Here is a 21,885-nt window from a genome sequence, read left to right as displayed (position 1 = left end):
ATGGCCTTCCGACCCAAGTACATCACCTTCGACTGCTACGGCACGCTGACCCGCTTCCGCATGGGCGAGATGGCCCGCGAGATGTTTGCCGACCGCATTCCGGCCGAGCGCATGGAGCAGTTCATCGCCGAGTTCTCGGCCTACCGGTTCGACGAGGTGCTAGGTGCCTGGCAGCCATACGAGGTGGTGCTCAAGAACGCGCTGCGCCGGCTGTGCAGGAAGTGGAACCTGCAGTACTTCGACCATGAGGCCCAGCAGTACTACGACGCCGTGCCCACCTGGGGCCCGCATGCGGACGTGCCGGCCGGCCTGGCCAAGGTGGCCAGGGAGATTCCGCTGGTGATCCTGTCCAACGCGTCAGACGACCAGATCCACAAGAACGTGGCCCAGTTGGGCGCGCCCTTCCACCGCGTGTACACCGCGCAGCAGGCGCAGGCCTACAAGCCGCGGCTCACCGCCTTCGAATACATGATCGACTCGCTGGGCTGCAACCCGGAGGACCTGCTGCATGTGTCCTCCAGCCTGCGCTACGACCTGATGTCGGCCGACGACCTGGGCATCGTCAACAAGGTGTTCGTCAACCGCGGCCACGGCCCGGGCAACCCGGCCTACCGCTATGTCGAGATCCAGGACATCGGCGGCCTGGCCGGCGTCGTCGGCCTCTGACCGGCATCCACCTGGAGCCGCCGCCACTATGAAGCTCGACGCCTACTGGACCGAATCCGCACCGGCCTTCGTGCCGGCCGAGCAGCCGTTGCCGGCGCAGGTGGACGTGGCCATCGTGGGCGGCGGCTTCACCGGCCTGTCGGCGGCGCGGGCCCTCGCCCGGCGCGGTGCCCGCGTGCTGGTGCTGGAAGCCGGTAGCCGCGTGGCGGCCGAGGCGTCAGGCCGCAACGGCGGCCATGTGAACAACGGCCTGGCGGTGGACTACGCCGAGCTGGCTGCCAAGGTGGGCCGCGAGACCGCCCGCGACTGGTACCACGCCTACGACCAGGCCGTGGACAGCGTCGCCCGCGTGGTGCATGAAGAGGCCATCGATTGCGACTTCCTGCGCCACGGCAAGCTCAAGCTAGCCACGCGGCCGCAGCACCTGGAGGCACTGGCCCGCAGCGCCGAACTGCTCGTGCAGGACGGCGTGGACACCGACGTGGAGGTGCTGGGCGCCGACCGCGTGCGCGCCGAGGTGCAGAGCTACCGCTTCCACGGCGGCCTGCTCTACAAGCGCAGCGGCCAGATGCACATGGGCCGCTTTGCACGCGGCCTGGCCCAGGCGGCGCAGAAGCACGGCGCGCAGATCGCGCTGAATGCCGAGGTGCAGCGGCTGGAGCGCATCGGCAGCAGCTATGCGCACCGGCTGCACACCGCACGCGGCCTGGTGCAGGCGGCGCAGGTGCTGGTGGCCACCGGTGCCACGCGGCATGGCGGCTACGGCAGCTTCGGCTGGCTGCGCCGGCGCATCGTGCCCATCGGTAGCTTCATCGTGGTGACCGAGCCGCTGGGCGAGGCGCGCGCCACCGCGCTGCTTGCACGGCGCCGCACCTACACCACGGTGGCCAACATCCACCACTATTTCCGGCTCACCGCCGACCACCGGCTGGTGTTCGGCGGTCGGGCCCGCTTTGCCGTCAGCAGCCCGCAGTCCGATGCGGCCAGCGGCGAGATCCTGCGCCAAGGCCTGGCCGAGACCTTTCCGCAGCTGGGACCGGTGCGGCTCGACTACTGCTGGGGCGGGCTGGTGGACATGACGCAGGACCGCCTGCCGCATGCCGGCGAGCGCGACGGCCTGTTCTATTCGATGGGCTACAGCGGCCACGGCACCCAGATGTCGGTGCACATGGGCGAGCGAATGGCCCGGGTGATGGCCGGCGAGCCGGCCGCCAATCCCTGGCAGGGCCGCCGCTGGCCCGCCATTCCGGGGCATTTCGGCCCGCCCTGGTTCCTGCCCGCGGTGGGCCTGTACTACCGCATGAAGGACCGCCTCGCCTGAAGGCGCGGCCATCGCCTGCGCATCCCGTTCGTCCGCCACCTCACCTCGACATCTCCAGGAGCACGCAATCATGAGCGACCGCAACAAGCTCGCCCAACTCGTCGGCCCTAACGACAGCATGCGCATGATGGACGCGCTGCGGCGCGGCGCCTCGCGGCGCGACATCCTGACGATGCTGCTGGCCGGCGGCATGCAGGCCACGCTGGCCGGCAGCCTGGCCGGCGTGGCCGTGTCGGCCCATGCGCAGACGCCGCGGCGCGGCGGCAAGATCCGGGTGGCCGGCGCCACCGCCGCGGTGACCGACACGCTGGACCCCGCCAAGCAGTCGAACCAGACCGACTACTCGCGCGGCATGATGCTGTACAACGGCCTGTTTTCGCTGGACGGCAGCCTGTCGCCACAGCCGGCGCTGGCAGAGTCCTTCCGCACCCAGGACGCGCGGACCTGGGTGTTCACGCTGCGCAAGGGCGTCACGTTCCATGACGGCAAGGCGCTGGCGCCGGCCGACGTGGTGTATTCGCTGATGCGCCACAAGGACCCGGCCACCGCCTCCAAGGCCAAGGCATTGGCCGATCAGATTGACAGCGTCAAGGCCACCGGCCCGCAGGAGGTCACGGTGGTGCTTTCGTCACCCAATGCCGACCTGCCGGTGATCCTGGGCACCTTCCACTTCCACATCGTCAAGGAAGGCACCACCGACTTCAACGCCGGCGTCGGCACCGGCCCGTATAAGCTCAAGGAATTCAAGCCCGGGGTGCGCTCGGTGGTGGTGCGCAACGAGGCCTACTGGAAGCCGGGCAAGCCCTACCTGGACGAGATCGAGTTCGTGGGCATCGGCGACGAGAGCGCCCGGGTCAATGCGCTGCTGTCCGGCGGCATGGACCTGGTGGGCTCGGTCAATCCGCGCTCGGTGGCGCGGGTCAAGGACTCGCCGGGCCATGGCGTGTTCATCACCCAGTCGGGCCAGTACTCCGACCTGGTGATGCGCAAGGACCTGGGCCCCGGTGTCAACCCCGACTTCATCCTGGCGATGAAGCACTTGTTCGACCGCGAGCAGATGAAGAAGGCGGTGGCGCTGGACCATGCGGTGATCGCCAACGACCAGCCTATCGACCCCACCAACCGCTTCCATTTCGCCGGCCTGCCGCAGCGCGCCTTCGACCTGGACAAGGCCAAGTTCCACCTGCAGAAGTCGGGCGTCACCGGTAAGGTGCCGGTGGTCACCTCGCCGGCCGCAATGTACTCGGTGGAAACCGCGCTGGTGCTGCAGCAGGCGGCCCAGCGCATTGGGCTGGAGCTGGACGTCAAGCGCATGCCGGCCGACGGCTACTGGTCCAACCACTGGCTGAACAGCCCGGTGGGCTTCGGCAACGTGAACCCGCGCCCCAGCGCCGACACGCTGCTGACGCAGTTCTTCAAGTCGGATGCAGCCTGGAACGAATCCCGCTGGAAGAGCGAGAAGTTCGACCAGCTCCTGCTGGCCTCGCGCGCCGAGACCGACCTGGCCAAGCGTAAGCAGATGTATGCCGACATGCAGACCATGATCCACCACGAGGCCGGCATCGGCATCCCGCTGTTTCTGGCGAGCATCGACGGCCACAGCAACAAGCTCAAGGGCCTGTCGCCGATCCCGCTGGGCAGCCTGATGGGCTATTCGTTCGCCGAGCACGTCTGGCTGGACGCCTGACGCCAGGAGGCTTGCGCAATGAACCTGTTGATCCTCAAGCTGCTGGGCCAGCGGGTGGCGCTGGCGCTGCTGTCGCTGCTGGCGGTGTCGGTGATCGTGTTCGCAATCACCTCGGTGCTGCCCGGCGACGCCGCACAGGAACAGCTCGGCCAGGAGGCCACGCCCGAGGCTCTGGCCGCGCTGCGGGCCCAGATGGGGCTGGATGTGCCGGGCCCGGTGCGCTACGGCCGCTGGCTGGGCGGCCTGCTCACCGGCAACCCGGGCACCTCGTCGGTCACGCAGATGCCGGTGGGCGAGCTGGTGGGCAGCCGGCTGCCCAACTCGCTGCTGCTGGCGGCGGTAACGGCGCTGTTCTCGGTGCCCATCGCGCTCACGCTGGGTATCGCCTCGGCGGTGTGGCGCGGCTCCTGGTTCGACCGCGCGGCTTCGTTGGCGGCGGTGGGCGTGGTGTCGGTGCCGGAGTTCCTGGTGGCCACGCTGGCGGTGCTGGTGTTCGCGGTCAAGCTGCGCTGGCTGCCGGCGCTGTCGTACGTGTCCGAGATCGATTCCATCGGCCAGATGCTCAAGGCCTTTGCGATGCCGGTGCTCAGTCTGTGCTGCGTGATCGTGGCACAGATGATGCGCATGACCCGCGCCGCGGTGATCGACCAGCTGGAGGCGCCCTACATCGAGATGGTGCGGCTCAAGGGCGCCTCGCCGCTGCGCACGGTGATGGCGCATGCGCTGCCCAATGCCATTGGCCCCATCGCCAATGCGGTGGCGCTGAGCCTGTCGTACCTGCTGGGCGGGGTGATCATCATCGAGACCATCTTCAACTACCCCGGCATCGCTAAGCTAATGGTCGATGGCGTGAGCCAGCGCGACATGCCGCTGGTGCTCACCTGCGCCATGATCTTCTGCAGCGGCTACCTGCTGCTCGTCACGCTGGCCGACCTGTGCGCCATCGTGGCCAACCCGCGCCTGCGGCACCAGTGACCATGCCCGCCATCCAGGAAGAGGCCCGCCCAATGCACTCCACCACCACCGCGGCGGTGCCGCCCGCCATGGCGCTGCCTGCGCTGGCCGACGTGGCCGAGGCCGCCGAACCCCAAGCGGCGGCCGTCACCGCTGCCGCCACGGCCCGACGCCGCCGCCGCATGGGTTGGCCCGGCCTGCTCGGTGCTGCGGTGCTGCTGTTCTGGATGCTGGCCGCGGCCTTCGGCCCCAGCCTGCTGCAGCACGACATGAGCGCCATGGGCGGCGCGGCCGTGTTCGCGCCGGCCAGCGCCGAGCACTGGCTGGGCACCGACTACCTGGGGCGCGACATGCTGGCCCGGGTGATCGACGGTGCCCGCTACACCGTGGGCGTGGCGCTGCTGGCCACGCTGCTGGCCAGCGGCATCGGCACCACGCTGGCGCTGCTGGCGGCAGCCAGCGGCCGCTGGATCGATGCGGTGCTCAGCCGCACGCTGGACACGCTCACCGCCATTCCCAGCAAGATGTTCGCGCTGATCATCGTGGCCGGCTTTGGCTCGTCCATCCCGGTGCTGGTGGCCACCGCCGCCGTCATCTACGTGCCCGGTGCCTACCGCATCGCACGCTCGCTGGCGGTCAACATCAATGCGATGGACTACGTGACCGTGGCCCGCAGCCGGGGCGAGGGCACGGCCTACATCATGCTGCGCGAGATCCTGCCCAACATAGTGGGGCCGATGCTGGCCGACCTGGGCCTGCGCTTCGTCTACATCGTGCTGCTGCTGGCGGGGCTGAGCTTCCTCGGCCTGGGCGTGCAGCCGCCGGCCGCCGACTGGGGCTCGCTGGTGCGCGAGAACATCGGCGCGCTGGCCGACGGCCATGCCGCCGTGCTGGCACCGGCCTTTGCCATCGCCAGCCTGACCATCGCGGTCAACCTGGTCATCGACAACCTGCCGGGCCGCATGGCCCGGGAAAGAGGAGCACGCTGATGGGCGCTTCCGTCACGGTGCAGGGCCTGACCATCCAGGCCGGCGGCCAGGTGCTGGTCGATGGCCTGGGCTTCCACATCCGTCCCGGCGAGGTGCTGGCGCTGATCGGTGAATCGGGCTCCGGCAAGACCACCACCGCACTGGCCCTGATGGGCCACGCACGCCACGGCTGCACCATCACCGGCGGCAGCGTGCGTATTGGCGACACCGACGTGCTGCACCTCTCGCCGGCCGGGCAGCGTGCGCTGCGCGGCCGCCGCGTGGCCTACATCGCGCAGAGCGCCGCCGCCTCCTTCAACCCGTCGCGCACGGTGATGGACCAGGTGGTTGAGCCGGCCTGCATCCACCGGCTGATGAGCCGCGCCGAGGCCGAGGCCAAGGCGGTGCAGCTGTTCCGCGAACTGGCGCTGCCCAACCCCGAGAGCATCGGCCAGCGCTACCCGCACCAGGTGTCGGGCGGCCAGCTGCAGCGGCTGATGGCCGCGATGGCGCTGATCGCCGACCCCGACCTGGTGATCCTGGACGAGCCCACCACCGCGCTGGACGTCACCACGCAGATCGAGGTGCTGCGCGCCTTTCGCCGCGTGGTGCGCGACCGCAAGGCCACCGCGGTGTACGTGAGCCACGACCTGGCCGTGGTGGCGCAGATGGCCGACCACATCCTGGTGCTGCGCAACGGCGTGATGCAGGAGATGGCAACCACCGAGCAAATCCTGGCCGAGCCCGCCCAGCCCTACACCCGCAGCCTGCTGGCGGCGGCCCAGCCGGCACCCCGCGAAGGTGGCGCGATGTCCTGCGACGGCCAGCTGCTGCTGGAAGTGCGCCAGCTGTCGGCCGGCTACGGGCCGCTGGATGCCCGCGGCAAGTCCAGCAAGCCCGTCCTGCAGGACATCGACCTCAAGCTGTACCGCGGCCAGGCCATCGGCGTGATCGGCGAATCCGGCTCCGGCAAGACCACGCTGGCGCGCGCGGTGGCAGGGCTGGTGGCGCCCAGCGCGGGCCAGATCCATTTCAACGGCGCCATCCTCAAGCCCACCGTGGCCGAGCGCACGAAGGACGAGCTGCGCCGGGTGCAGATCGTGTTTCAGATGGCGGACACGGCGCTTAATCCGTCGCAGACCATCGAGTGCATCCTGGCCCGGCCGCTGCAGTTCTACAAGGGCCTGCGCGGCGCGGCGCTGCAGCAGCGCATCGATGCGCTGCTGGACCTGGTGAAGCTGCCCCGCACCGTGGCCGGCCGGCTGCCGGGCGGCCTGTCGGGCGGGCAGAAGCAGCGGGTGAACCTGGCCCGCGCGCTGGCCGCCGACCCCGACCTGATCCTGTGCGACGAGGTGACTTCGGCGCTGGACACGGTGGTGGGCGCCGCGGTGCTCGATCTGATCGCCGAGCTGCGGCGCGAGCTGGGCGTGTCCTACCTGTTCATCAGTCACGACCTGCACACGGTGAAGGCCGTGTGCGACGAGATCGTGGTGATGCAGCACGGCCGCAAGCTGGCGCAGGTGGCGCGGGCCGACTTCGACCGCGGGCCGCACCATCCTTATTACCAACTGCTGGAACGTTCGGTGCCCGAGTTGCGCCGCGGCTGGCTCGACCAAATGGACGCGGCACAGCCCGTGCATTCAGCATGACCGACACTCGGCAAGCCTCCCATCGCATCGCTGTGATCCCTGGCGACGGCATCGGCAAGGAAGTGATGCCCGAAGGCCTGCGCGTGCTGCGCGCGGCGGCCGCGCGATTCGACATCGACCTGCAGTTCACCGACATTGACTGGGCCAGCTGCGACTGGCATGCGGCTCACGGCCAGATGATGCCGGACGACTGGAAGCAGCAGCTGCAGGGCATGGACGCGCTGCTCTTCGGCGCCGTCGGCTGGCCGGCCACGGTGCCCGACCATGTCTCGCTGTGGGGCTCGCTGCTGAAGTTCCGGCGCGAGTTCGACCAGTACGTCAACCTGCGGCCAGTGCGGCTGTTCGAGGGTGTGCCCTGCCCGCTGGCCCACCGCAAGCCCGGCGACATCGACTACCTGGTGGTACGCGAAAACACCGAGGGCGAGTACACCGCGCTGGGCGGCGTGATGTACGAGGGCACCGAGCGCGAGATCGTCATCCAGGAATCGGTGTACTCGCGCCACGGCACCGACAGGGTGCTGAAGTACGCCTTCGAGATGGCGCAGCAGCGCCCGCGCAAGCACCTGACGGTGGCCACCAAGAGCAACGGCATCGCGATCAGCATGCCCTGGTGGGACGGCCGCGCCGATGCCATGGCGCAGGCCTACCCCGAGGTGACGGTTGACAAGCAGCACATCGACATCCTGTCGGCGCGCTTTGTGCTGCAGCCCACCCGCTTCGACGTGGTGGTAGCCAGCAACCTGTTCGGCGACATCCTGTCCGACCTGGGGCCGGCAACCACCGGCACCATCGGCCTGGCGCCCTCGGCCAACCTCAACCCGGACCGGCGCTTTCCGAGCCTGTTCGAGCCGGTGCACGGCTCGGCGCCCGACATCTACGGCCAGAACATCGCTAACCCGATCGCCATGATCTGGTCGGGTGCGCTCATGCTGGACTTCCTGGGCCACCACAATGCGCACGACGCCATCGTGCAGGCCATCGAGCAGACGCTGGCCAGTGGCCCTCGCACCCGAGACCTGGGCGGCACCGCCTCCACCACCGAGATGGGCACAGCCATCGCCCGCCGCCTAGCGGCATCCATTCCTTCAACGCCTGTCTAGACATGTCAACCCTCCACAGCCTGGCGCTCGTGCGCGACGACCTGATGCCCGGCCGCAACTGGATCGACGGCCAATGGCGGGACGCCGCCTCCGCGCGGCGGCTCGAGGTAAGCGATCCCGCCACTGATGCCGTGTTTGCCACCGTGCCCGACAGCGGCGCCGCCGATGCGCAGGCCGCGGTGGACGCGGCCCATGCCGCCTTTCCGGCCTGGCGGGCGGTGCCGGCCAAGCAGCGTGCGCAGCTGCTCAAGCGCTGGAATGCGCTGATCCTGCAGCATCAGGAAGACCTGGGCCGGCTCGTCAGCCGCGAGCAGGGCAAGCCCCTGGCTGAAGGCCGGGGTGAGGTGGCCTATGCCGCGAGCTATGTGGAATGGTTTGCCGAGGAAGCGGTGCGGGGCGGCGGCGAGGTGATCTCGCCGCCGGTGGCCGGCCGCCGCATGCTGGCGCTGAAGGAGCCGGTGGGCGTGGTGGCCGCCATCACGCCGTGGAACTTCCCGGCCGCGATGATCGCCCGCAAGATCGCCCCGGCGCTGGCCGCCGGCTGCACTGTGGTGTGCAAGCCCGCGGAGGACACGCCGCTCACCTCGCTGGCCCTGGTGCGGCTGGCGCAGGAAGCCGGGGTGCCGGCCGGCGTGCTGAACATCGTTACCGCCTCGCGCGAGCGCACGCCCGAGGTGGTGGACGTGTGGCTGGCTGATGCCCGGGTGCGCAAGATTACGTTCACCGGCTCCACGCCGGTGGGTAAGCACCTGGCGCGCGAAGCGGCCGGCACGCTGAAGAAGCTGTCGCTGGAGCTGGGCGGCAATGCGCCCTTCATCGTGTTCGAGGACGCCGACCTGGAAGCGGCGGTCGAAGGCCTGATGGCCGCCAAGTTCCGCAACGGCGGCCAGACCTGCGTCTGCCCCAACCGGGTGTTCGTGCAGCAGGCGGTGCACGACCGCTTCGTCGCGCTGTTGGCCGATCGGGTGGAGGTGCTGCAGGTGGGCCCGGCCACCGACGCCGCCTCGCAGATTGGGCCGATGATCAATGCCCGTGCGGTGGACAAGATCGACCGCCATGTGCAGGACGCGCTGTCGCGCGGCGCCCGCGTTGTGGTGGGCGGCCAGCGGCTGCCGGCCCTGGGCCTCAACTACTACGCGCCCACGGTGATGGTGGACGCCGACGCCACCATGGCCTGCAGCTGCGAGGAAACCTTCGGCCCGGTGGTGCCCGTGACCCGCTTCACCACCGAGGCCGAGGTGGTGGCCGCGGCCAACGACACGCCCTTCGGCCTGGCGGCGTACTTCTTCTCCACCGACGTGCAGCGCATCTGGCGCATAGCCGATGCGCTGGAGACCGGCATCGTCGGCATCAACGAAGGTGCGCTGGCCGCCGAGGCGGCGCCCTTCGGCGGCGTGAAGGAATCAGGCTACGGCCGCGAAGGCTCGCAGCACGGGCTGGAGGACTACCAGCACGTGAAGTACGTGTGCCAGGGCGGCTTGGGTCAGCCTGCCGGCTGAAGCCCCAGCGCCTGCAGGTCGGCCTGCATCTCGGCCTGCAGCCACTGCACCACCTGCGCTACCTCCGGCCGGCTGCGGCCGCCGGGCGCCACCAGTCGGTAGCTGCGGCCGGTGGCCAGCATCGGCCCGCCCGCGGGCACCAGGTGGCGGCTGCGCATCGCGCCCGAGGCGGCCGACACCCAGCCCAGCGCCACGCCCTGGCCCAGCAGCGCCGCCTGCAGCACCACCGCATAGTCGGAGAACGCCAGCGACCGCGCACCGGCCGGTGCTGGGAGCCCGGCGCGGGCGAAGTAATCGTCCCAGCCCATCGTGGTCTGCGTGAGGTGGATCAGCGTGGTGCCGCCGCGCCGCAACGGCGCTTCCAGCGGGCCGCTTTGCGCCAGGCAGGCAGGGCTGCACAGCGGCAGCACCAGCTCGGGGCAGAAGGGCCATTGCGCCAGGCCGCGGTCGGTCGGGTCGAGCCGCATGCCCAGGTCGACCTGCTCCACGCTGCCCTGCAGGATGGCCTGGCTGAGCACCAGCCGCAGGTCGATGGCCGGCAGCACCTGCTGAAAGCCGGCCATGCGCGGCATCAGCCAGTGCGAGGCGAAGCCGGTGGACACCGACAGCGTGACGACCGGGCGCGCCTGCCGACGGCGCCGGATCTCGCGCAGCGCGGCCTCCATCTGGCCGAAGCCGGTGGTGACGGCGGCCGACAGCAGCAAACCTTCCTCGGTGAGCTGCAGCCGGGTGCCGGTGCGCACGAACAGCGGCACGCCAATGTCGTCCTCCAGCCGGCGCACCATGCGGCTGATCGCCACCTGCGTGACGCACAGCTCGGCCGCCGCCGGCGTGAAGCCGAGGTGCCGCGCAGCGACCTCGAACACCCGCAGCGCATTGGCCGAGCGCAACACGGGGCGCTCGGGCGGGGGCTGTTGGTGCATAACACCATGTTAGGCAGCATGGCCCCAGATGTACAGCGACAGCGCGCTGGCGGCTCACCACAATCGGCGCACACCCGCACTCCGCCAGGCCACCGATGATTCCGCTGCATCCCGCCCCAGCCGCCGCGCCGCCAGGCACGCCGCCCACGCCGCGCACGGCCGATCCGCTGCTGCGGCCGTTCCAGCTGCGGCACCTGGCGCTGCGCAACCGCATCATCAGCACCAGCCACGCCAGCACGCTGACCGAGAACGACTTCCCGCAGGAGCGCTACCAGCGCTACCACGAGGAGAAGGCGCGCGGCGGCATCGCGATGAGCATGTTCGGTGGCTCGTCCAACGTGGGCATCGACAGCCCCAACGTCTTCAACCAGATCGACCTGGGCACCGACGAGGTGGTGCCGCACCTGCAGCGCTTCTCGGCCCGCATGCATGCGCACGGCGCGGCGCTGATGTGCCAGATCACCCACATGGGCCGGCGCGGCAGCCCCTATGCCGGCGACTGGCTGCCCACCATCGCGCCTTCGGCGCTGCGCGAGACCCTGCACCGCAGCATCCCGCGCGAGATGAGCGAGCACGACATCCGCCGCGTGGTGAAGTATTTCGGCCAGGCCGCGCAGCGCTGCCGCGACGGCGGGCTCGATGGCCTGGAGACGCTGGCCGGCGGCCACCTGCTGGGCCAGTTCCTCAATCCGCGCACCAACCTGCGCACCGACCGCTTCGGCGGCTCGATGAACAACCGCTGCCGCTTCGTGCTGATGGTGCACGAGGAGATCCGCGAGCAGGTGGGCAGCGACTTCATCGTGGGCCTGCGCTATGCGGTGGAGGACGGCCTGGGCTTTGACGACAGCGTGCGCACCGCGGCCATTCTGGAGCGCTCGGGCCTGTTCGACTTCTTCAACGTGGTGTATGGCCGCATGGACACCGGGCTGTCGCTGGTGGTGGACAACATGCCCACGATGTCGGAGCCCTCCGCGCCGTGGCTGCGCCAGGCCGCGGCCTTCAAGCAGGCGGTGCGGCTGCCGGTGTTCCATGCGGCCAAGATCGCCGACCTAGCCACCGCGCGGCATGCCATCGCCGACGGGTTGATCGACCTGGTGGGCATGACCCGCGCCCACATGGCCGACCCGCACCTGGTGCGCAAGCTGGCCGCCGGCCGCGAGGACGAGGTGCGGCCCTGCGTGGGCGCCTCCTTCTGCCGCGCCCACCAGGCGGCCTGCATCCACAACCCAGCCACCGGCCGCGAGACATGGATCGCCCACGAGGTGGACCCGGCGGCCACGCGGCGCACGGTGGTGGTGGTGGGCGCCGGCCCGGCGGGGCTGGAGGCCGCGCGCGTGGCCGCGCTGCGCGGCCATGCGGTGCAGCTGTTGGAAGCCGGGCCGCGCGCCGGCGGCCAGGTGCTGCTGGCGGCCCAGGGCAGCTGGCGCAAGGACCTGGTGGGCATCGTCGACTGGCGGCTCGGCGAGCTGGCGCGGCTGGGCGTGCCGCTGCGGCTCAACACCTATGCCGAGGCCGCCGACGTGCTGGCCTGCCGGCCCCATGTGGTGATCGTGGCCACCGGCGGCGTGCCATCGCTGGAGCAGCTGCCGGGCGCCGGGCATTGCGACAGCGTGGTGGACACCCTGGCCGCGCCGCTGCAGCCGGCGGCCGAGGTGCTGGTGTACGACGGCACCGGCCGCCACAACGCGCTGCTGTGCGCCGAGCGGCATGCGATGGCCGGCCGCCGCGTGACGCTGGCGACGCTGGACGGCCAGCTGGGCCAGGAACTCGGCGGGCGGGGCGACGAGATCATCTGGCGCCGCCGGCTGGCCGAGCTGGGCGTGACCGTGCGCCACGACCTGCGGCTCACCGCGGTGGAGCTGGTGGCCGGCCGGGGGCAGGCGCAGCTGCGCCATGAACTCACCGGCCAGCCGCTGCTGATCGCCGCCGACCGGGTGGTGGTGGAGCTGGGCATGTCGCCGGTGACCGAGCTGTTCGATGCGCTGCGGCCGGCTTCCGCCAACGACGGCGAGCTGGACCTGGAGCGCTTTGTCGCCGGGCAGCCACAGCCGGGGCCCGCCGCGGTCGCGGGCAGCGGGGGCAGCGCGGGCAGCTTGCGGCCGGCGCTCTACCGCATCGGCGATGCGCATGCGTCGCGCGACATCCATGCGGCGGTCTACGAGGCCTTCCGGCTGTGCCGGGTGCTGTGATCGCTCTGCGGCGCCGCCGGGCCCGGAAATTACGTAGGAGGCGCCCCCACGGTGGCGACGCCCGTGCGCAAGCCCCTCGGCAACCTGACCGATGTCGTGGTCGACGACATCGAGGCCAACGAGCTTCTAACCTCACGGCGCTCACTGCTCAGTGCCTCAATGGGCGCGGGGGCTGCGCTACGACCTGACTGAGCTGCCGCCGGGCATGGCGCAGTGCCCCTTCCATGTGCACCGCGGCGAGGAAGAGGTGTTCGTCATACGGGAAGGGGAGGGCGAACTGCGCTTCGGCGACCGGCGCTATCCGCTGCGCCCGCATGACGTGGTGGCCTGCCCTACCGGCGGGGCCACGTTAATGGTGCTCATGCAAAAGAGATAGCACTCCGGCAAAACGTGGACAAGCCGGGTCCGGGCTGAAGTGCGGGGCAGCTGCTGACGATCGTCTTAGACTGACCCGGTGGAGTGCGGACGATTCCTTGGACTACCTTCTGGGGTAGTTCATGTACGTACGACGATCGAGTGCCGTTCCGCTCTAGATCAAGCTGGGCAAGAGAGTTGGCCTCACCATCCGGCAGCTCGGGTATCCGAAGAACGCACTCAGGGCTTGCATCGGGCGTACGCGCAGCGTCAGGACCTTCCTGCGGCATACAACCGCTCGCCGAAGTACACGCCGTCGCAGAGGCAGCTGGCCGCCAATCACTTCACCGCCAACGGACGCTGCCTAGCGGCCACTGCCTGCCGGTCACGTCGACCGTCCGGTTGAACGTGCGCGGATGCGCCCGTTCGGCGCCCGCTATGGGTCGAAACGGTGCGTTGACCGTCCGCTTCGCGGACACGGCTGTGGCTTGCCGAGGGGAGGGCAGGCCTGCAGTCAGCTTGAAAGGGTGCGTTCGACGGGGGCGATAGCCCGCCGCCGTGCAGAGACAGTCCGCTGCCAGGATTGCCACGGACCGGCAGCGCCGCCTCACCCTCGGGCAGGCGACCGCGAAGCGGACGTTGACGGCCCGCTTTTGGTCAAAAGGGTGCATTGCCGGCCCGATCTTGGATGTTTGACTGCGCAGGCTGCTGACGCCGACTCGTGGCGCCCGAATGACCGCTGCAGGCAGTGCCGGTCACTCGACCGTTCGCGGCACCATGCGGCGGAGCCAACGGAAAGCTTGGGCACCACTGCCGCGGTGCGCGGAGTACCTGGTCGCCGTGGATGGCGCGGCATCAACGTCAAGCACGGTGGCCGCGGTCATCGCCGATAGCCGCTGGCCGTCCATCGAAACGTGTGCCGCTGCGCTGGCCAGTGTGCGCGGTACGATTCAGCGTTCAGCCAAGGCCTTCACGCTGGCCAAGTCGCGCGCGACCTGGGCCGCATCGCTCTCGAAGGCCGCGTCACTGACCCCCGGCTGGCGCAGCAACACGAAGGCCAACACGCATCTATTGCCGGCGGGCGTCGCCCGGAGCTCGTTGTGCACGACGGTGCCATCGGGCAGGGCGACGTCGTGATCGAGCACGCCCAGGCCGTTGTCGGGCGTCATGTCGATGCGCACGCGGCCCATCGGGCGATTCCGCGATCCAGGCGCCGGCCTCTCGTCGAACGCCGGTCGCCAGGCCGGACGCCCATTCGGGCATGCGCTCGAGTTGCCGGGCCAGGCCATACACGGCCGTGGCCGGGGCGCCAGTCGACTGGCTGATGATGCGATGAGAAAGCGTGGTCATCCTCGCTTCTGGCAGATCGTTGGCATTCTTTGCCACCGTGGCGCCACAGCGCAACGAATGTTCCGGCGTTGGCAGCGGCGTCAGCGCTCGTGTCACCGGGCCTTTGGCCCGCGAGGCTGTGCCTGTGGCCCGGCGCTATGCTCGGATCATGGATTGGCCAACCTTCACCGTTGAGATGATGAAAACGCTGGTCCGGCCGTCCGCCGCATGCGGGCAGGGCTCCGTCGCCGTGCGGGTCCTGCACCCGCTGCTGCACGGCACGCCGGAGCACATCGATGCCGACAACGACCTCAAGCAGCTGCGCAGCCGCGCGGTGCACGACACGGCGTTCTCGCCCGGGCCCTCGTCGGTGTGGGAGTCCGCGGCACTGGTAAAGTCGCTGGCAGCCGCCTTGCGGCCCTTGATCGCCAGCACGCCGCAGGCACTGGCCGCCTCATGATCCTGTACCACTGCCTCAGCGCTCGTTCGTTCCGCCCGCTGTGGATGCTGGAGGAACTGGGCCTGCCCTACGACTTGCGGATGCTGCCGTTCCCGCCGCGGGCCCAGGCGCGCGAGTACCTCGAAGTCAATCCGCTTGGCACCGTGCCGCTGCTGCTGGACGGCGATGCGCGACTGAGCGAGTCGGCCGCCATCTGCCAATACCTGGCGGCACGGCATGCACCCGGCACGCTGGATGTCGGCGTGCATGAGCCGGACTACGCGGCCTACCTCAACCACCTGCACTTCGGCGAGGCCACCTTGACCTTTCCGCAGACGCTGGTGCTGCGCTACCGGCACTTCGAACCCGAGGCACGTCGCCTGCCCCAGGTGGCCGACGACTATGCACGCTGGTTCCTCGCCCGGCTGCGCACGCTGGAACCGCGGCTTGGCGCGCAGCCCTTCGTCTGTGCCGGCCGCTTCACCGCCGCCGACGTGTCGGTGGCCTATGCCGTGATGCTGGCTGAACACCTCGGGCTGCAGGCACGGTTCACGCCGGCCGTGCAGGCCTGGTGGAGCCGCCTGCAGCAACGCGCCGGCTACCAGCGTGCGCTGGCAGCGCAGCTTGCCGCAGCGCAGGCCCAGGGCGTTTCCACCGTGCCCGCACCCGACACCCGTTAACCCGCCCGGTTGCGCATGGCCGCATGTGCACCGCGCGTTCCCCGCTTGGACGTAGGCGCCCGGCAAAGTCACCTTGGGCCTGGTACCCGCACCAGGATGCTTGTGTCCACGACATGACGTGCGTGGACCTAGGGACACTTCGGAATCGAGCACGGGTCAACCTGCGTTCCGCACCGTGCGGGGCTGGCGGCGGCATTCGGCAGCTTTCAACACGCAAGTCGTCGAGTTGGCCGGCCAGTCCAAAATTTCGGCTGCCGCTGTCGCATTGGCCAATGGCTTAAACGCCAACATGCTGCGCCGCTGGTTCCGGGAAGCCGGGGCAAGCGTGGGTCGGACGGTGCATGAGCCGGTCCAGAATCGGGCATGTCCTCGTCTCCCCGCTTCTTCCGCCTGGCCCTGGTGCTGGGCCTGCTCTCGGCCGTTGGGCCATTCGCCATCGACATGTACTTGCCCGCGCTGCCGGCCATCGGTGCGAGCCTGGGCGCCGGCATAGGGGCGGTGCAGGCGAGCCTGACAGTGTTCTTCGTTGCTCTGGCCGCGGGGCAGATGGTCTTCGGCTCGTTGTCCGACCGCTTCGGCCGCAAGCCGCCGCTGTACGCCGGGTTGGCGCTGTTCGCCCTGGCCAGCGTTGGCTGCGCGCTGGCCACCAACATCCACACCTTGGTGGCACTGCGCTTCGTGCAGGGGCTGGGCGCGGCGGCGGGCATGGCCATCCCCCGGGCGGTGGTACGCGACCTGCACACCGGAACCGACGCGGCGCGGCTGATGTCGCTGCTGATGTTGGTGTTCAGCGTTTCGCCCATCCTCGCGCCGCTGGCGGGCAGCCTGGCCATCGCGCTGGCCGGCTGGCGCAGTGTGTTCTGGGCGGTGGCGGTGGCAGCGCTGGCGGGCATGGCGCTGATGTCCACCTCACTGGCAGAAACTCGCCTGCCGGCCGAGCGCCGGGCCGCATCGCGGGGCAATGCTGCCGCGGTGTACGGCGCGCTGCTGCGCGACCGCCATTACCTGGGCTTGGTGTTCACCGGCGGCTTCGCAATGGCGGGCTTTTTCGTCTACCTGGCCAACTCGTCGTTCGTGATGATCGACCACTATGGCCTGTCGCCGGGCATCTACAGCGTGGCCTTCGGGGTGAATGCGGCGGCGTTCTTCGGTGCCTCCCAGCTTAACGGTCCGCTGGGCGAGCGCTTTGGCATGGCGCCGCTGGCGCGTGGCGCCGCCACCGCCTGCGCAGCGGTGATGGGCGCGATGCTGTTGTATTACGCCGCGGGCGGCGACCGGCTGGTGGTGCTCTTGGTGCTGTATTTCATCGCCAGCGGGCTGATGGGGCTTGTGATTCCGACCACTTCGGTGCTAGCGCTGGAGGAACACGGCGCCCATGCAGGCGCAGCCTCGGCCCTGCTCGGCACGCTGCAGATGGCGGCCGGCACGCTGATGATGGCAGTGGTTGGCCTGTTCACCGACGGACGGCCGCTGCCCATGGTGGCCGGCATGGCGTCCGGCGCCTGGATCGCCGCGGTGCTGGCCTGGGGCAGCCTGCGCCACAGTGCCCGCCCGGCGGACGCGCGGACAGGCCGCGGCCGTTAACTCGGTGCATGAACGGGGTCACCACCAATCCGCGGGAGACCCTCGCTCGGCTGCGCGTTGGCCAGTCGGCCACTTTGGCCGGGCCGGCGCTCTGCCGCCTAAGCGCGCTGCCGTCGGGCGTGCTCCAGCCGCCTGACACGGTGGCGGTCTGTGCCTGAGCAGGCAGCACAGGCGCAGGCGTCGGCCCAGGAGATCGCCTGAGGCGCGCTGGAGCTGCAGGCGCTGCCGGACCACTTGCTGGTGGGCGGGCGGGCTGGCTGGCTGGTGTGCACGGCCTGACATCACCGCGGCAAGGGCAGGACAGTTGAGAGCCGCCGTAGTGAGCGAAGGCTTTGCTTGGCTGACGGCCTGCTGTTGAAAGGGGAGGCGGCCGGCGCTGCCCTCCTTGCGCCCGCGAATGTGTCCGCAGAGCGGATCTTCAAGGCGCACGTTCGGCCAGCATCGGTCCTTGGCGAAGGGCAGCTGTGCTGCTTGCTGCTTGGACGCTGCGACTCGTCGACACGCGTCCAGGGTCGGGAGTGCCGTCGCGCCGCAGCTGCAGTCCTACGGCCGAACGCCCCGGCGTGGGGCCGAGGGCCGGCAGGTGGGCGCCTGCCCGCCGCAGTACTCAGCGCGCGCCAGCGGCCTCGAGCAGGCGCGCCATTGCCGTGTGGCCGCGCGACCGCGCGAGTTGCAGCGGCGTGCGGCCGCTGCAGTCGGCGAGCCTCGGATCGGCGCCGGCCTCGAGCAGCGCCTTGAGCGTGGCCTGGTGGCGCGGGCCGCCGTCGCCCAGCACGACGGCCTCAATCAGTGCGGTCCAGTGCAGGTTGTTGACGTGATCCAGCGGTGCGCCGGCGGCGATGAGCTGGCGCACGACGCCGTCGTGGCCCAGGTGCGCCGCGGCGATCAGCGCGGTGCCGTCGTAGCGGCTGGTGATCAGCCTGGCATCCGCGCCGAGCCCGAGCAGCAGCGCCAGCGTCACCTCGTCGTCGGCCACCGCGGCGATCGTCACGGCGTCGTAGCGATCGGCGTCGAACGCGCCGAGGTCGGCCCCGCCGCGCACCAGCGCACGGAGGGCGTCGAGCCGGCGCGCGTGGGCCGCCACATGCAGCGGCGTGCGGCCGCGCCCGTCGCGCCCGTTGGGGTCGGCGCCGCCGGCCAGCAGCGTAGGCACCGCGGCGGCGTCGCCACGCCAGGCCGCGGCGTGCAGGCCGCGGTAGGCCTGCACCTCGGCCGCGCCGGGCGGCACCTGCGCCGACGTTGGGGCCGCGGCGGACAGGCCGGCGGCGAGGGCGAGGCCGACGGCACCGAGCGTGCGCCGGCGCCCGGCGCACGCGGGCCGCGCCGCACCGGTCGCTCTCATTGCAGCAGATCCTTCGCCTGCTCGAGCGCGGCGACGGCGCACTGCTCGTCGAGGTGGCCGCCCGGTGCGCCACCGACGCCGATCGCGCCGATCACCTCGTTGCCCGTGCGCACCGGCACGCCGCCGCCGAGCAGCAGGTAACCGGGGATGTGCACGAGGTTGGCCGCCGCGGGGTTCTTCTGCGAGGCGTCCATCATGGCCAGCGTCGTGTTGCGCGCCGAGGCCGACGTGAATGCCTTCTGCAAGCTGGCGCTCAGCGTGTGCGGGCCGGCGTTGTCGGCGCGGTGCACGACGCGCACGTTGCCGGCGCGGTCGACCACGGTGGCGGTCACGGCGTGGCCATTGGCCTGGCATGCGGCGACGGTGGCGGCGGCCAGCCGCGTCGCCAGTTCGAGCGACATGTTCTTCTCGGTGCGCACGGCCTGGGCGTGCGCGGCGCCGGTGGCGACGGCGGCGGTCAGGAGCGTCGCGGTGAGCAGGCGGGCGAGGGTCTTCATCGGGGGTCTCCGGCTTCGTCTTGGGGTCTCGGTCGGCCGCAGCGCGACCGTGGCGGCACTGTAGGCAGCGCGCCATCGCGTGGCCATCCGGCCGGCTACGCGCGCCACTGCGTAGAACTACGCGGTGGCACTAGCCCGTGCCTTCGGCGTCGGTCTCGACGAGTGCCGCGTACCTGCGGATCAGCGCCGCCAGCGACTCGGCCTGCAGCTTGGCGAACAGGTTGGCGCGATGCGCCTCGACGGTGCGCGGCGACAGCGACAGCGCACGACCGATTCCCTTGTTCGTCAGCCCCGCGACGATCAGCGACAGCACCTCGCGTTCGCGCGGGGATAGCTGCCCATAGCGCTCGCGTGCGCCGGCGTCGGCCTGGCGGCGCTCGCGCGAGCGCACATGGCTGCGGATCCCATGCTGCAGCGTATCCAGCAGCAGGTCGTCGTCGACCGGTTTCTCGAGGAACTCGGCCGCGCCGCCCTTGAATGCGCGCCGGCACAACTCGACCGTGCCGTGGCCAGTGAGCATCACCACCGGCTGGTCGGCGCCCTCGGCACGCAGGCGGTCGAGGACCGTCAGTCCGCTCAGCCCCGGCATGCGCACGTCGAGCACGACCACACCGATCGCGGCACGGTCAAAGCGATCGAGGAAGGCCTGCGGGTCGTCCCAGGGCTGCACGCGCAGGCCCACGCTGGCGATCAGCCGCGCCAGGGCATCGCGCACGCCGGCGTCGTCGTCCACGACGTGCACCAGCGGCGACTGCTGCGCGCCGTTCATGCCGTGCCGCTTGCCGCCGCGAGCGGCAGCACGAGGCGGAACTCGGCGCCGCCGCCGTCGCGGTTGCCGCCGGCGAGGCTGCCGCCCATGCCCGCGGCCAGCGTCTCGCTCAAGCTCAGGCCCAGCCCCAGCCCGCCCTGGCGCGTCGTCGCGAAGGGCTGGAACAGCCGCGGCAGCAGCTCGGACGGGATGCCGGGGCCGCGGTCGGCCACAGTCAGCAGGCCGCCGTCGCCCGCCATCGCGGTGCGCACCTCGAGCCGACGCCGCGCCGCAGGCGTGTCCTCGAGCGCCTGCAGCGCGTTGAGCAGCAGGTTGTGCACGATCTGCTCAAGCGCCACCGGGTCGGCCGTCACCGTCACGGCGTCCAGGGCCTGGGTCAATTCGATGCGGTCGCGGCGCAGCCGGGGGTCGAGCAGGTGCAGCGCGTCGCGTACCGTGGCGTCGAGCGCCACCGGCTGCAGCGCCGCCGGCGCGCCGCGCGTTTCGACGCTGCGGCGCAGGCGCTGCACGACGTCGCTGGCCCGCCGGGCCTGCGCAACGACCTGCTCGATCGCCTCGCACGCCTGCGCGAGGTCATCGTCGTCGTCGACGGGGTTTGCGGTATCGCGCGAGGACGCCAGCGCTGCACCGGCCAGCCGCCGCCGCGCCGCCTGCGCATTGGCCAGCACGGCGGCCAGCGGCTGGTTGAGCTCGTGCGCCAGGCCGGCGGCCATCTCGCCGAGCGTGTTCAGCCGCGCCACTTGGCCCAGCCGCAGCAGGTCTTCCGCGCGCCGGCGGGCCGTGCGCTGGCGCTGCACCGCCGCGGCCGCGCCGACCAGCGCGGCGCTGACCAGCACCCAGGCGAACAGCGCAGCCCACGGCCACTGCGCCGGGCCCGTCGCGCGCTGCAGGTGCACCTCAAACGGCTGGCTCGGCGCGTCGAGCGTCTTGCCGGCGACGAAGCCAGGCGTCAGCCCGAGCGGCCGCACGGCGCGGTCGGCGCCCGGTTGCAGCACGAGCACCGCCCCGGCGTGTCGCAGTTCGACCCGCACCGGGCCGTCCCGCGCCAGAGGCCAGGTGTCGGCGTCGACCAGCCGCGCGGCATCGACGACCAGCGCGTGCGACAGGCTGGCCGCACCGGCGAGCACGAGCACGTAGTGGCCGCGGACCGCGTCGATGGCAGCGAGCACGGCACGGCGGTCGCGGCGCGACATCAGCTCGGCGTCGCGCAGCACAGCGTCCAGGCTGGCCTCGGACCAGGCGGCGCCGCCGGCGCGCCGCAGCACCCGCAGCACCGTCGGGTGCAGCGCGGGCAGGCGCTGGGCCGCGTCGGCGGCGCCGGCCGTCGTGTCGAGCAGCGACAGCGTCGCCAGCGTTGCGTCAATCTCGACGGCGCGCTGGCTGAGCAGGCGGTGCACGATGCGTGCATCGGTGGCGAAGGCGTCGCGCCGCTGCGCGATGTCCCAGCGCACGAGCACGGCGCTGCCGGCCAGCGCCAGCACGGCCCAGCCCAGGATCCACGGGGCAGCGTGTCGCCAGCGGAACTGCATGTGCCAATTCTGTCAGTCGCCGGAGGCCGATCGGCAAACGGGCATCGCGAAGGGCCGGATTCCCCCCAAATGCCCTGTGATCGGCGGGCGGACGGCCGACGGCCACCCTGGCGTCCCTGTGAACAGCCGTTCGTGCCGTCACCCATTGGGCCGGCCCGGCGCGGCTGCGGCCAAGCGCGCTCCCGTCGGGCACGCTCCAATTCACTGGCGCACTGGCCGTTCGTGCTTGCGCAGGCCGCACAGACGCCGGCCTCTGCCCAGAACAGCGCCTGAGGCCCGCTGAACCGGTTGGCGCTGCTGGACACATTGCGAGTTGTCGGACGGGCGGGCCGGTGTTCGCGGCCCAACATCACCGCGGCAAGAGCAGCACGGTTGAGCCGTAGTGGTGAGCGAAGGCGCGCTGTGA

Annotated in this window: 19 protein-coding genes; 13 read left to right on the top strand and 6 right to left on the bottom strand. The window is 70.8% G+C overall.

Annotated features, from left to right (window positions below; translation table 11 throughout):
- The 8 genes from VO99_RS18320 (at nt 1) to VO99_RS18285 (ending at nt 9,844) form a co-directional block, all read left to right on the top strand.
- On the top strand, nt 1-666 hold the full coding sequence (locus tag VO99_RS18320; protein WP_046114348.1) for a haloacid dehalogenase type II: 666 nt from the start codon (nt 1-3) through the stop codon (nt 664-666).
- Nucleotides 667-694: 28 nt separating this feature from the next.
- Nucleotides 695-1,987: an NAD(P)/FAD-dependent oxidoreductase gene (locus tag VO99_RS18315; protein ID WP_046114347.1), complete on the top strand. Its 1,293-nt coding sequence runs from the start codon at nt 695-697 to the stop codon at nt 1,985-1,987.
- 70 nt (nt 1,988-2,057) lie between these two features.
- Nucleotides 2,058-3,674 carry an ABC transporter substrate-binding protein gene (locus VO99_RS18310; RefSeq protein ID WP_046114346.1) on the top strand — a complete coding sequence of 539 codons (1,617 nt, stop codon included), beginning with the start codon at nt 2,058-2,060 and terminating at the stop codon, nt 3,672-3,674.
- A gap of 18 nt (nt 3,675-3,692) precedes the next feature.
- On the top strand, nt 3,693-4,649 hold the full coding sequence (locus VO99_RS18305; RefSeq protein WP_046114345.1) for an ABC transporter permease: 957 nt from the start codon (nt 3,693-3,695) through the stop codon (nt 4,647-4,649).
- A gap of 68 nt (nt 4,650-4,717) precedes the next feature.
- Nucleotides 4,718-5,617: an ABC transporter permease gene (locus VO99_RS18300; RefSeq protein WP_083440718.1), complete on the top strand. Its 900-nt coding sequence runs from the start codon at nt 4,718-4,720 to the stop codon at nt 5,615-5,617.
- Entirely contained in the window at nt 5,617-7,245 is a 1,629-nt protein-coding gene (locus VO99_RS18295) for an ABC transporter ATP-binding protein (RefSeq protein WP_046114343.1), read from the top strand. Before VO99_RS18300 ends, VO99_RS18295 begins: the two co-directional genes overlap by 1 nt.
- A complete protein-coding gene (locus tag VO99_RS18290) occupies nt 7,242-8,345 on the top strand; it encodes a tartrate dehydrogenase (protein ID WP_046114342.1) in 1,104 nt (367 codons plus the stop codon). Before VO99_RS18295 ends, VO99_RS18290 begins: the two co-directional genes overlap by 4 nt.
- A gap of 2 nt (nt 8,346-8,347) precedes the next feature.
- On the top strand, nt 8,348-9,844 hold the full coding sequence (locus tag VO99_RS18285) for an NAD-dependent succinate-semialdehyde dehydrogenase (protein ID WP_046114341.1): 1,497 nt from the start codon (nt 8,348-8,350) through the stop codon (nt 9,842-9,844).
- Here VO99_RS18285 and VO99_RS18280 read toward each other — a convergent pair.
- Nucleotides 9,829-10,767, bottom strand: coding sequence for a LysR family transcriptional regulator (locus tag VO99_RS18280; protein ID WP_046114340.1), 939 nt, complete (start codon nt 10,765-10,767; stop codon nt 9,829-9,831). The genes VO99_RS18285 and VO99_RS18280 overlap by 16 nt on opposite strands.
- 95 nt (nt 10,768-10,862) lie before the next feature.
- Here VO99_RS18280 and VO99_RS18275 point away from each other — a divergent pair, with 95 nt between their 5' ends.
- Nucleotides 10,863-12,956, top strand: a complete 2,094-nt coding sequence (locus VO99_RS18275; protein WP_046114339.1) for an oxidoreductase — start codon at nt 10,863-10,865, stop codon at nt 12,954-12,956.
- 151 nt (nt 12,957-13,107) lie between these two features.
- On the top strand, nt 13,108-13,332 hold the full coding sequence (locus VO99_RS32000) for a cupin domain-containing protein (RefSeq protein WP_375136404.1): 225 nt from the start codon (nt 13,108-13,110) through the stop codon (nt 13,330-13,332).
- A gap of 928 nt (nt 13,333-14,260) precedes the next feature.
- On the opposite strand, the gene VO99_RS28995 is transcribed toward VO99_RS32000, so the two are convergent.
- Nucleotides 14,261-14,500 (bottom strand): hypothetical protein, encoded by a 240-nt coding sequence (locus VO99_RS28995; RefSeq protein ID WP_052736438.1) that lies wholly within the window; start codon nt 14,498-14,500, stop codon nt 14,261-14,263.
- A gap of 152 nt (nt 14,501-14,652) precedes the next feature.
- Here VO99_RS28995 and VO99_RS30370 point away from each other — a divergent pair, with 152 nt between their 5' ends.
- The 3 genes from VO99_RS30370 to VO99_RS18250 all read left to right on the top strand — a co-directional run bounded on the left by VO99_RS30370 (nt 14,653) and on the right by VO99_RS18250 (nt 17,342).
- On the top strand, nt 14,653-15,099 hold the full coding sequence (locus VO99_RS30370) for a hypothetical protein (protein ID WP_157039632.1): 447 nt from the start codon (nt 14,653-14,655) through the stop codon (nt 15,097-15,099).
- Entirely contained in the window at nt 15,096-15,758 is a 663-nt protein-coding gene (locus VO99_RS18255; RefSeq protein WP_046114337.1) for a glutathione S-transferase family protein, read from the top strand. Before VO99_RS30370 ends, VO99_RS18255 begins: the two co-directional genes overlap by 4 nt.
- Nucleotides 15,759-16,121: 363 nt before the next feature.
- Complete coding sequence (locus tag VO99_RS18250; protein ID WP_046114336.1) at nt 16,122-17,342, top strand: multidrug effflux MFS transporter; 1,221 nt, start codon at nt 16,122-16,124, stop codon at nt 17,340-17,342.
- A 607-nt stretch (nt 17,343-17,949) separates the two neighbouring features.
- Here the strand turns inward: VO99_RS18250 and VO99_RS18245 are convergent.
- From VO99_RS18245 to VO99_RS18230, 4 genes are all read right to left on the bottom strand, one after another.
- On the bottom strand, nt 17,950-18,684 hold the full coding sequence (locus VO99_RS18245) for an ankyrin repeat domain-containing protein (protein ID WP_046114335.1): 735 nt from the start codon (nt 18,682-18,684) through the stop codon (nt 17,950-17,952).
- A complete protein-coding gene (locus VO99_RS18240) occupies nt 18,681-19,181 on the bottom strand; it encodes a GlcG/HbpS family heme-binding protein (protein ID WP_046114334.1) in 501 nt (166 codons plus the stop codon). Before VO99_RS18240 ends, VO99_RS18245 begins: the two co-directional genes overlap by 4 nt.
- Before the next feature lie 130 nt (nt 19,182-19,311).
- Entirely contained in the window at nt 19,312-19,950 is a 639-nt protein-coding gene (locus tag VO99_RS18235) for a response regulator transcription factor (RefSeq protein ID WP_046114333.1), read from the bottom strand.
- Nucleotides 19,947-21,479, bottom strand: coding sequence for a sensor histidine kinase (locus VO99_RS18230; protein WP_046114332.1), 1,533 nt, complete (start codon nt 21,477-21,479; stop codon nt 19,947-19,949). The genes VO99_RS18235 and VO99_RS18230 overlap by 4 nt, the downstream gene beginning before the upstream one ends.
- Nucleotides 21,480-21,885 lie beyond the last annotated feature (406 nt).

Origin of the sequence: Aquincola tertiaricarbonis, from assembly GCF_000969605.1 — a bacterium.
GTDB classification, from domain to species: domain Bacteria; phylum Pseudomonadota; class Gammaproteobacteria; order Burkholderiales; family Burkholderiaceae_C; genus Aquincola; species Aquincola tertiaricarbonis.
Note: the sequence above shows the minus strand (reverse complement) of the source record. Positions and strands in the feature narration are given on the sequence as shown.

What these genes read in the sequence shown, in the direction of transcription:
- VO99_RS18320 (WP_046114348.1), top strand. Translation starts at nt 1, where the DNA reads ATGGCCTTCCGACCCAAGTACATCACCTTCGACTGCTACGGCACGCTG.
- VO99_RS18315 (WP_046114347.1), top strand. Translation starts at nt 695, where the DNA reads ATGAAGCTCGACGCCTACTGGACCGAATCCGCACCGGCCTTCGTGCCG.
- VO99_RS18310 (WP_046114346.1), top strand. Translation starts at nt 2,058, where the DNA reads ATGAGCGACCGCAACAAGCTCGCCCAACTCGTCGGCCCTAACGACAGC.
- VO99_RS18305 (WP_046114345.1), top strand. Translation starts at nt 3,693, where the DNA reads ATGAACCTGTTGATCCTCAAGCTGCTGGGCCAGCGGGTGGCGCTGGCG.
- VO99_RS18300 (WP_083440718.1), top strand. Translation starts at nt 4,718, where the DNA reads ATGGCGCTGCCTGCGCTGGCCGACGTGGCCGAGGCCGCCGAACCCCAA.
- VO99_RS18295 (WP_046114343.1), top strand. Translation starts at nt 5,617, where the DNA reads ATGGGCGCTTCCGTCACGGTGCAGGGCCTGACCATCCAGGCCGGCGGC.
- VO99_RS18290 (WP_046114342.1), top strand. Translation starts at nt 7,242, where the DNA reads ATGACCGACACTCGGCAAGCCTCCCATCGCATCGCTGTGATCCCTGGC.
- VO99_RS18285 (WP_046114341.1), top strand. Translation starts at nt 8,348, where the DNA reads ATGTCAACCCTCCACAGCCTGGCGCTCGTGCGCGACGACCTGATGCCC.
- VO99_RS18280 (WP_046114340.1), bottom strand. Translation starts at nt 10,767, where the DNA reads ATGCACCAACAGCCCCCGCCCGAGCGCCCCGTGTTGCGCTCGGCCAAT.
- VO99_RS18275 (WP_046114339.1), top strand. Translation starts at nt 10,863, where the DNA reads ATGATTCCGCTGCATCCCGCCCCAGCCGCCGCGCCGCCAGGCACGCCG.
- VO99_RS28995 (WP_052736438.1), bottom strand. Translation starts at nt 14,500, where the DNA reads ATGGGCCGCGTGCGCATCGACATGACGCCCGACAACGGCCTGGGCGTG.
- VO99_RS18255 (WP_046114337.1), top strand. Translation starts at nt 15,096, where the DNA reads ATGATCCTGTACCACTGCCTCAGCGCTCGTTCGTTCCGCCCGCTGTGG.
- VO99_RS18250 (WP_046114336.1), top strand. Translation starts at nt 16,122, where the DNA reads ATGTCCTCGTCTCCCCGCTTCTTCCGCCTGGCCCTGGTGCTGGGCCTG.
- VO99_RS18245 (WP_046114335.1), bottom strand. Translation starts at nt 18,684, where the DNA reads ATGAGAGCGACCGGTGCGGCGCGGCCCGCGTGCGCCGGGCGCCGGCGC.
- VO99_RS18240 (WP_046114334.1), bottom strand. Translation starts at nt 19,181, where the DNA reads ATGAAGACCCTCGCCCGCCTGCTCACCGCGACGCTCCTGACCGCCGCC.
- VO99_RS18235 (WP_046114333.1), bottom strand. Translation starts at nt 19,950, where the DNA reads ATGAACGGCGCGCAGCAGTCGCCGCTGGTGCACGTCGTGGACGACGAC.
- VO99_RS18230 (WP_046114332.1), bottom strand. Translation starts at nt 21,479, where the DNA reads ATGCAGTTCCGCTGGCGACACGCTGCCCCGTGGATCCTGGGCTGGGCC.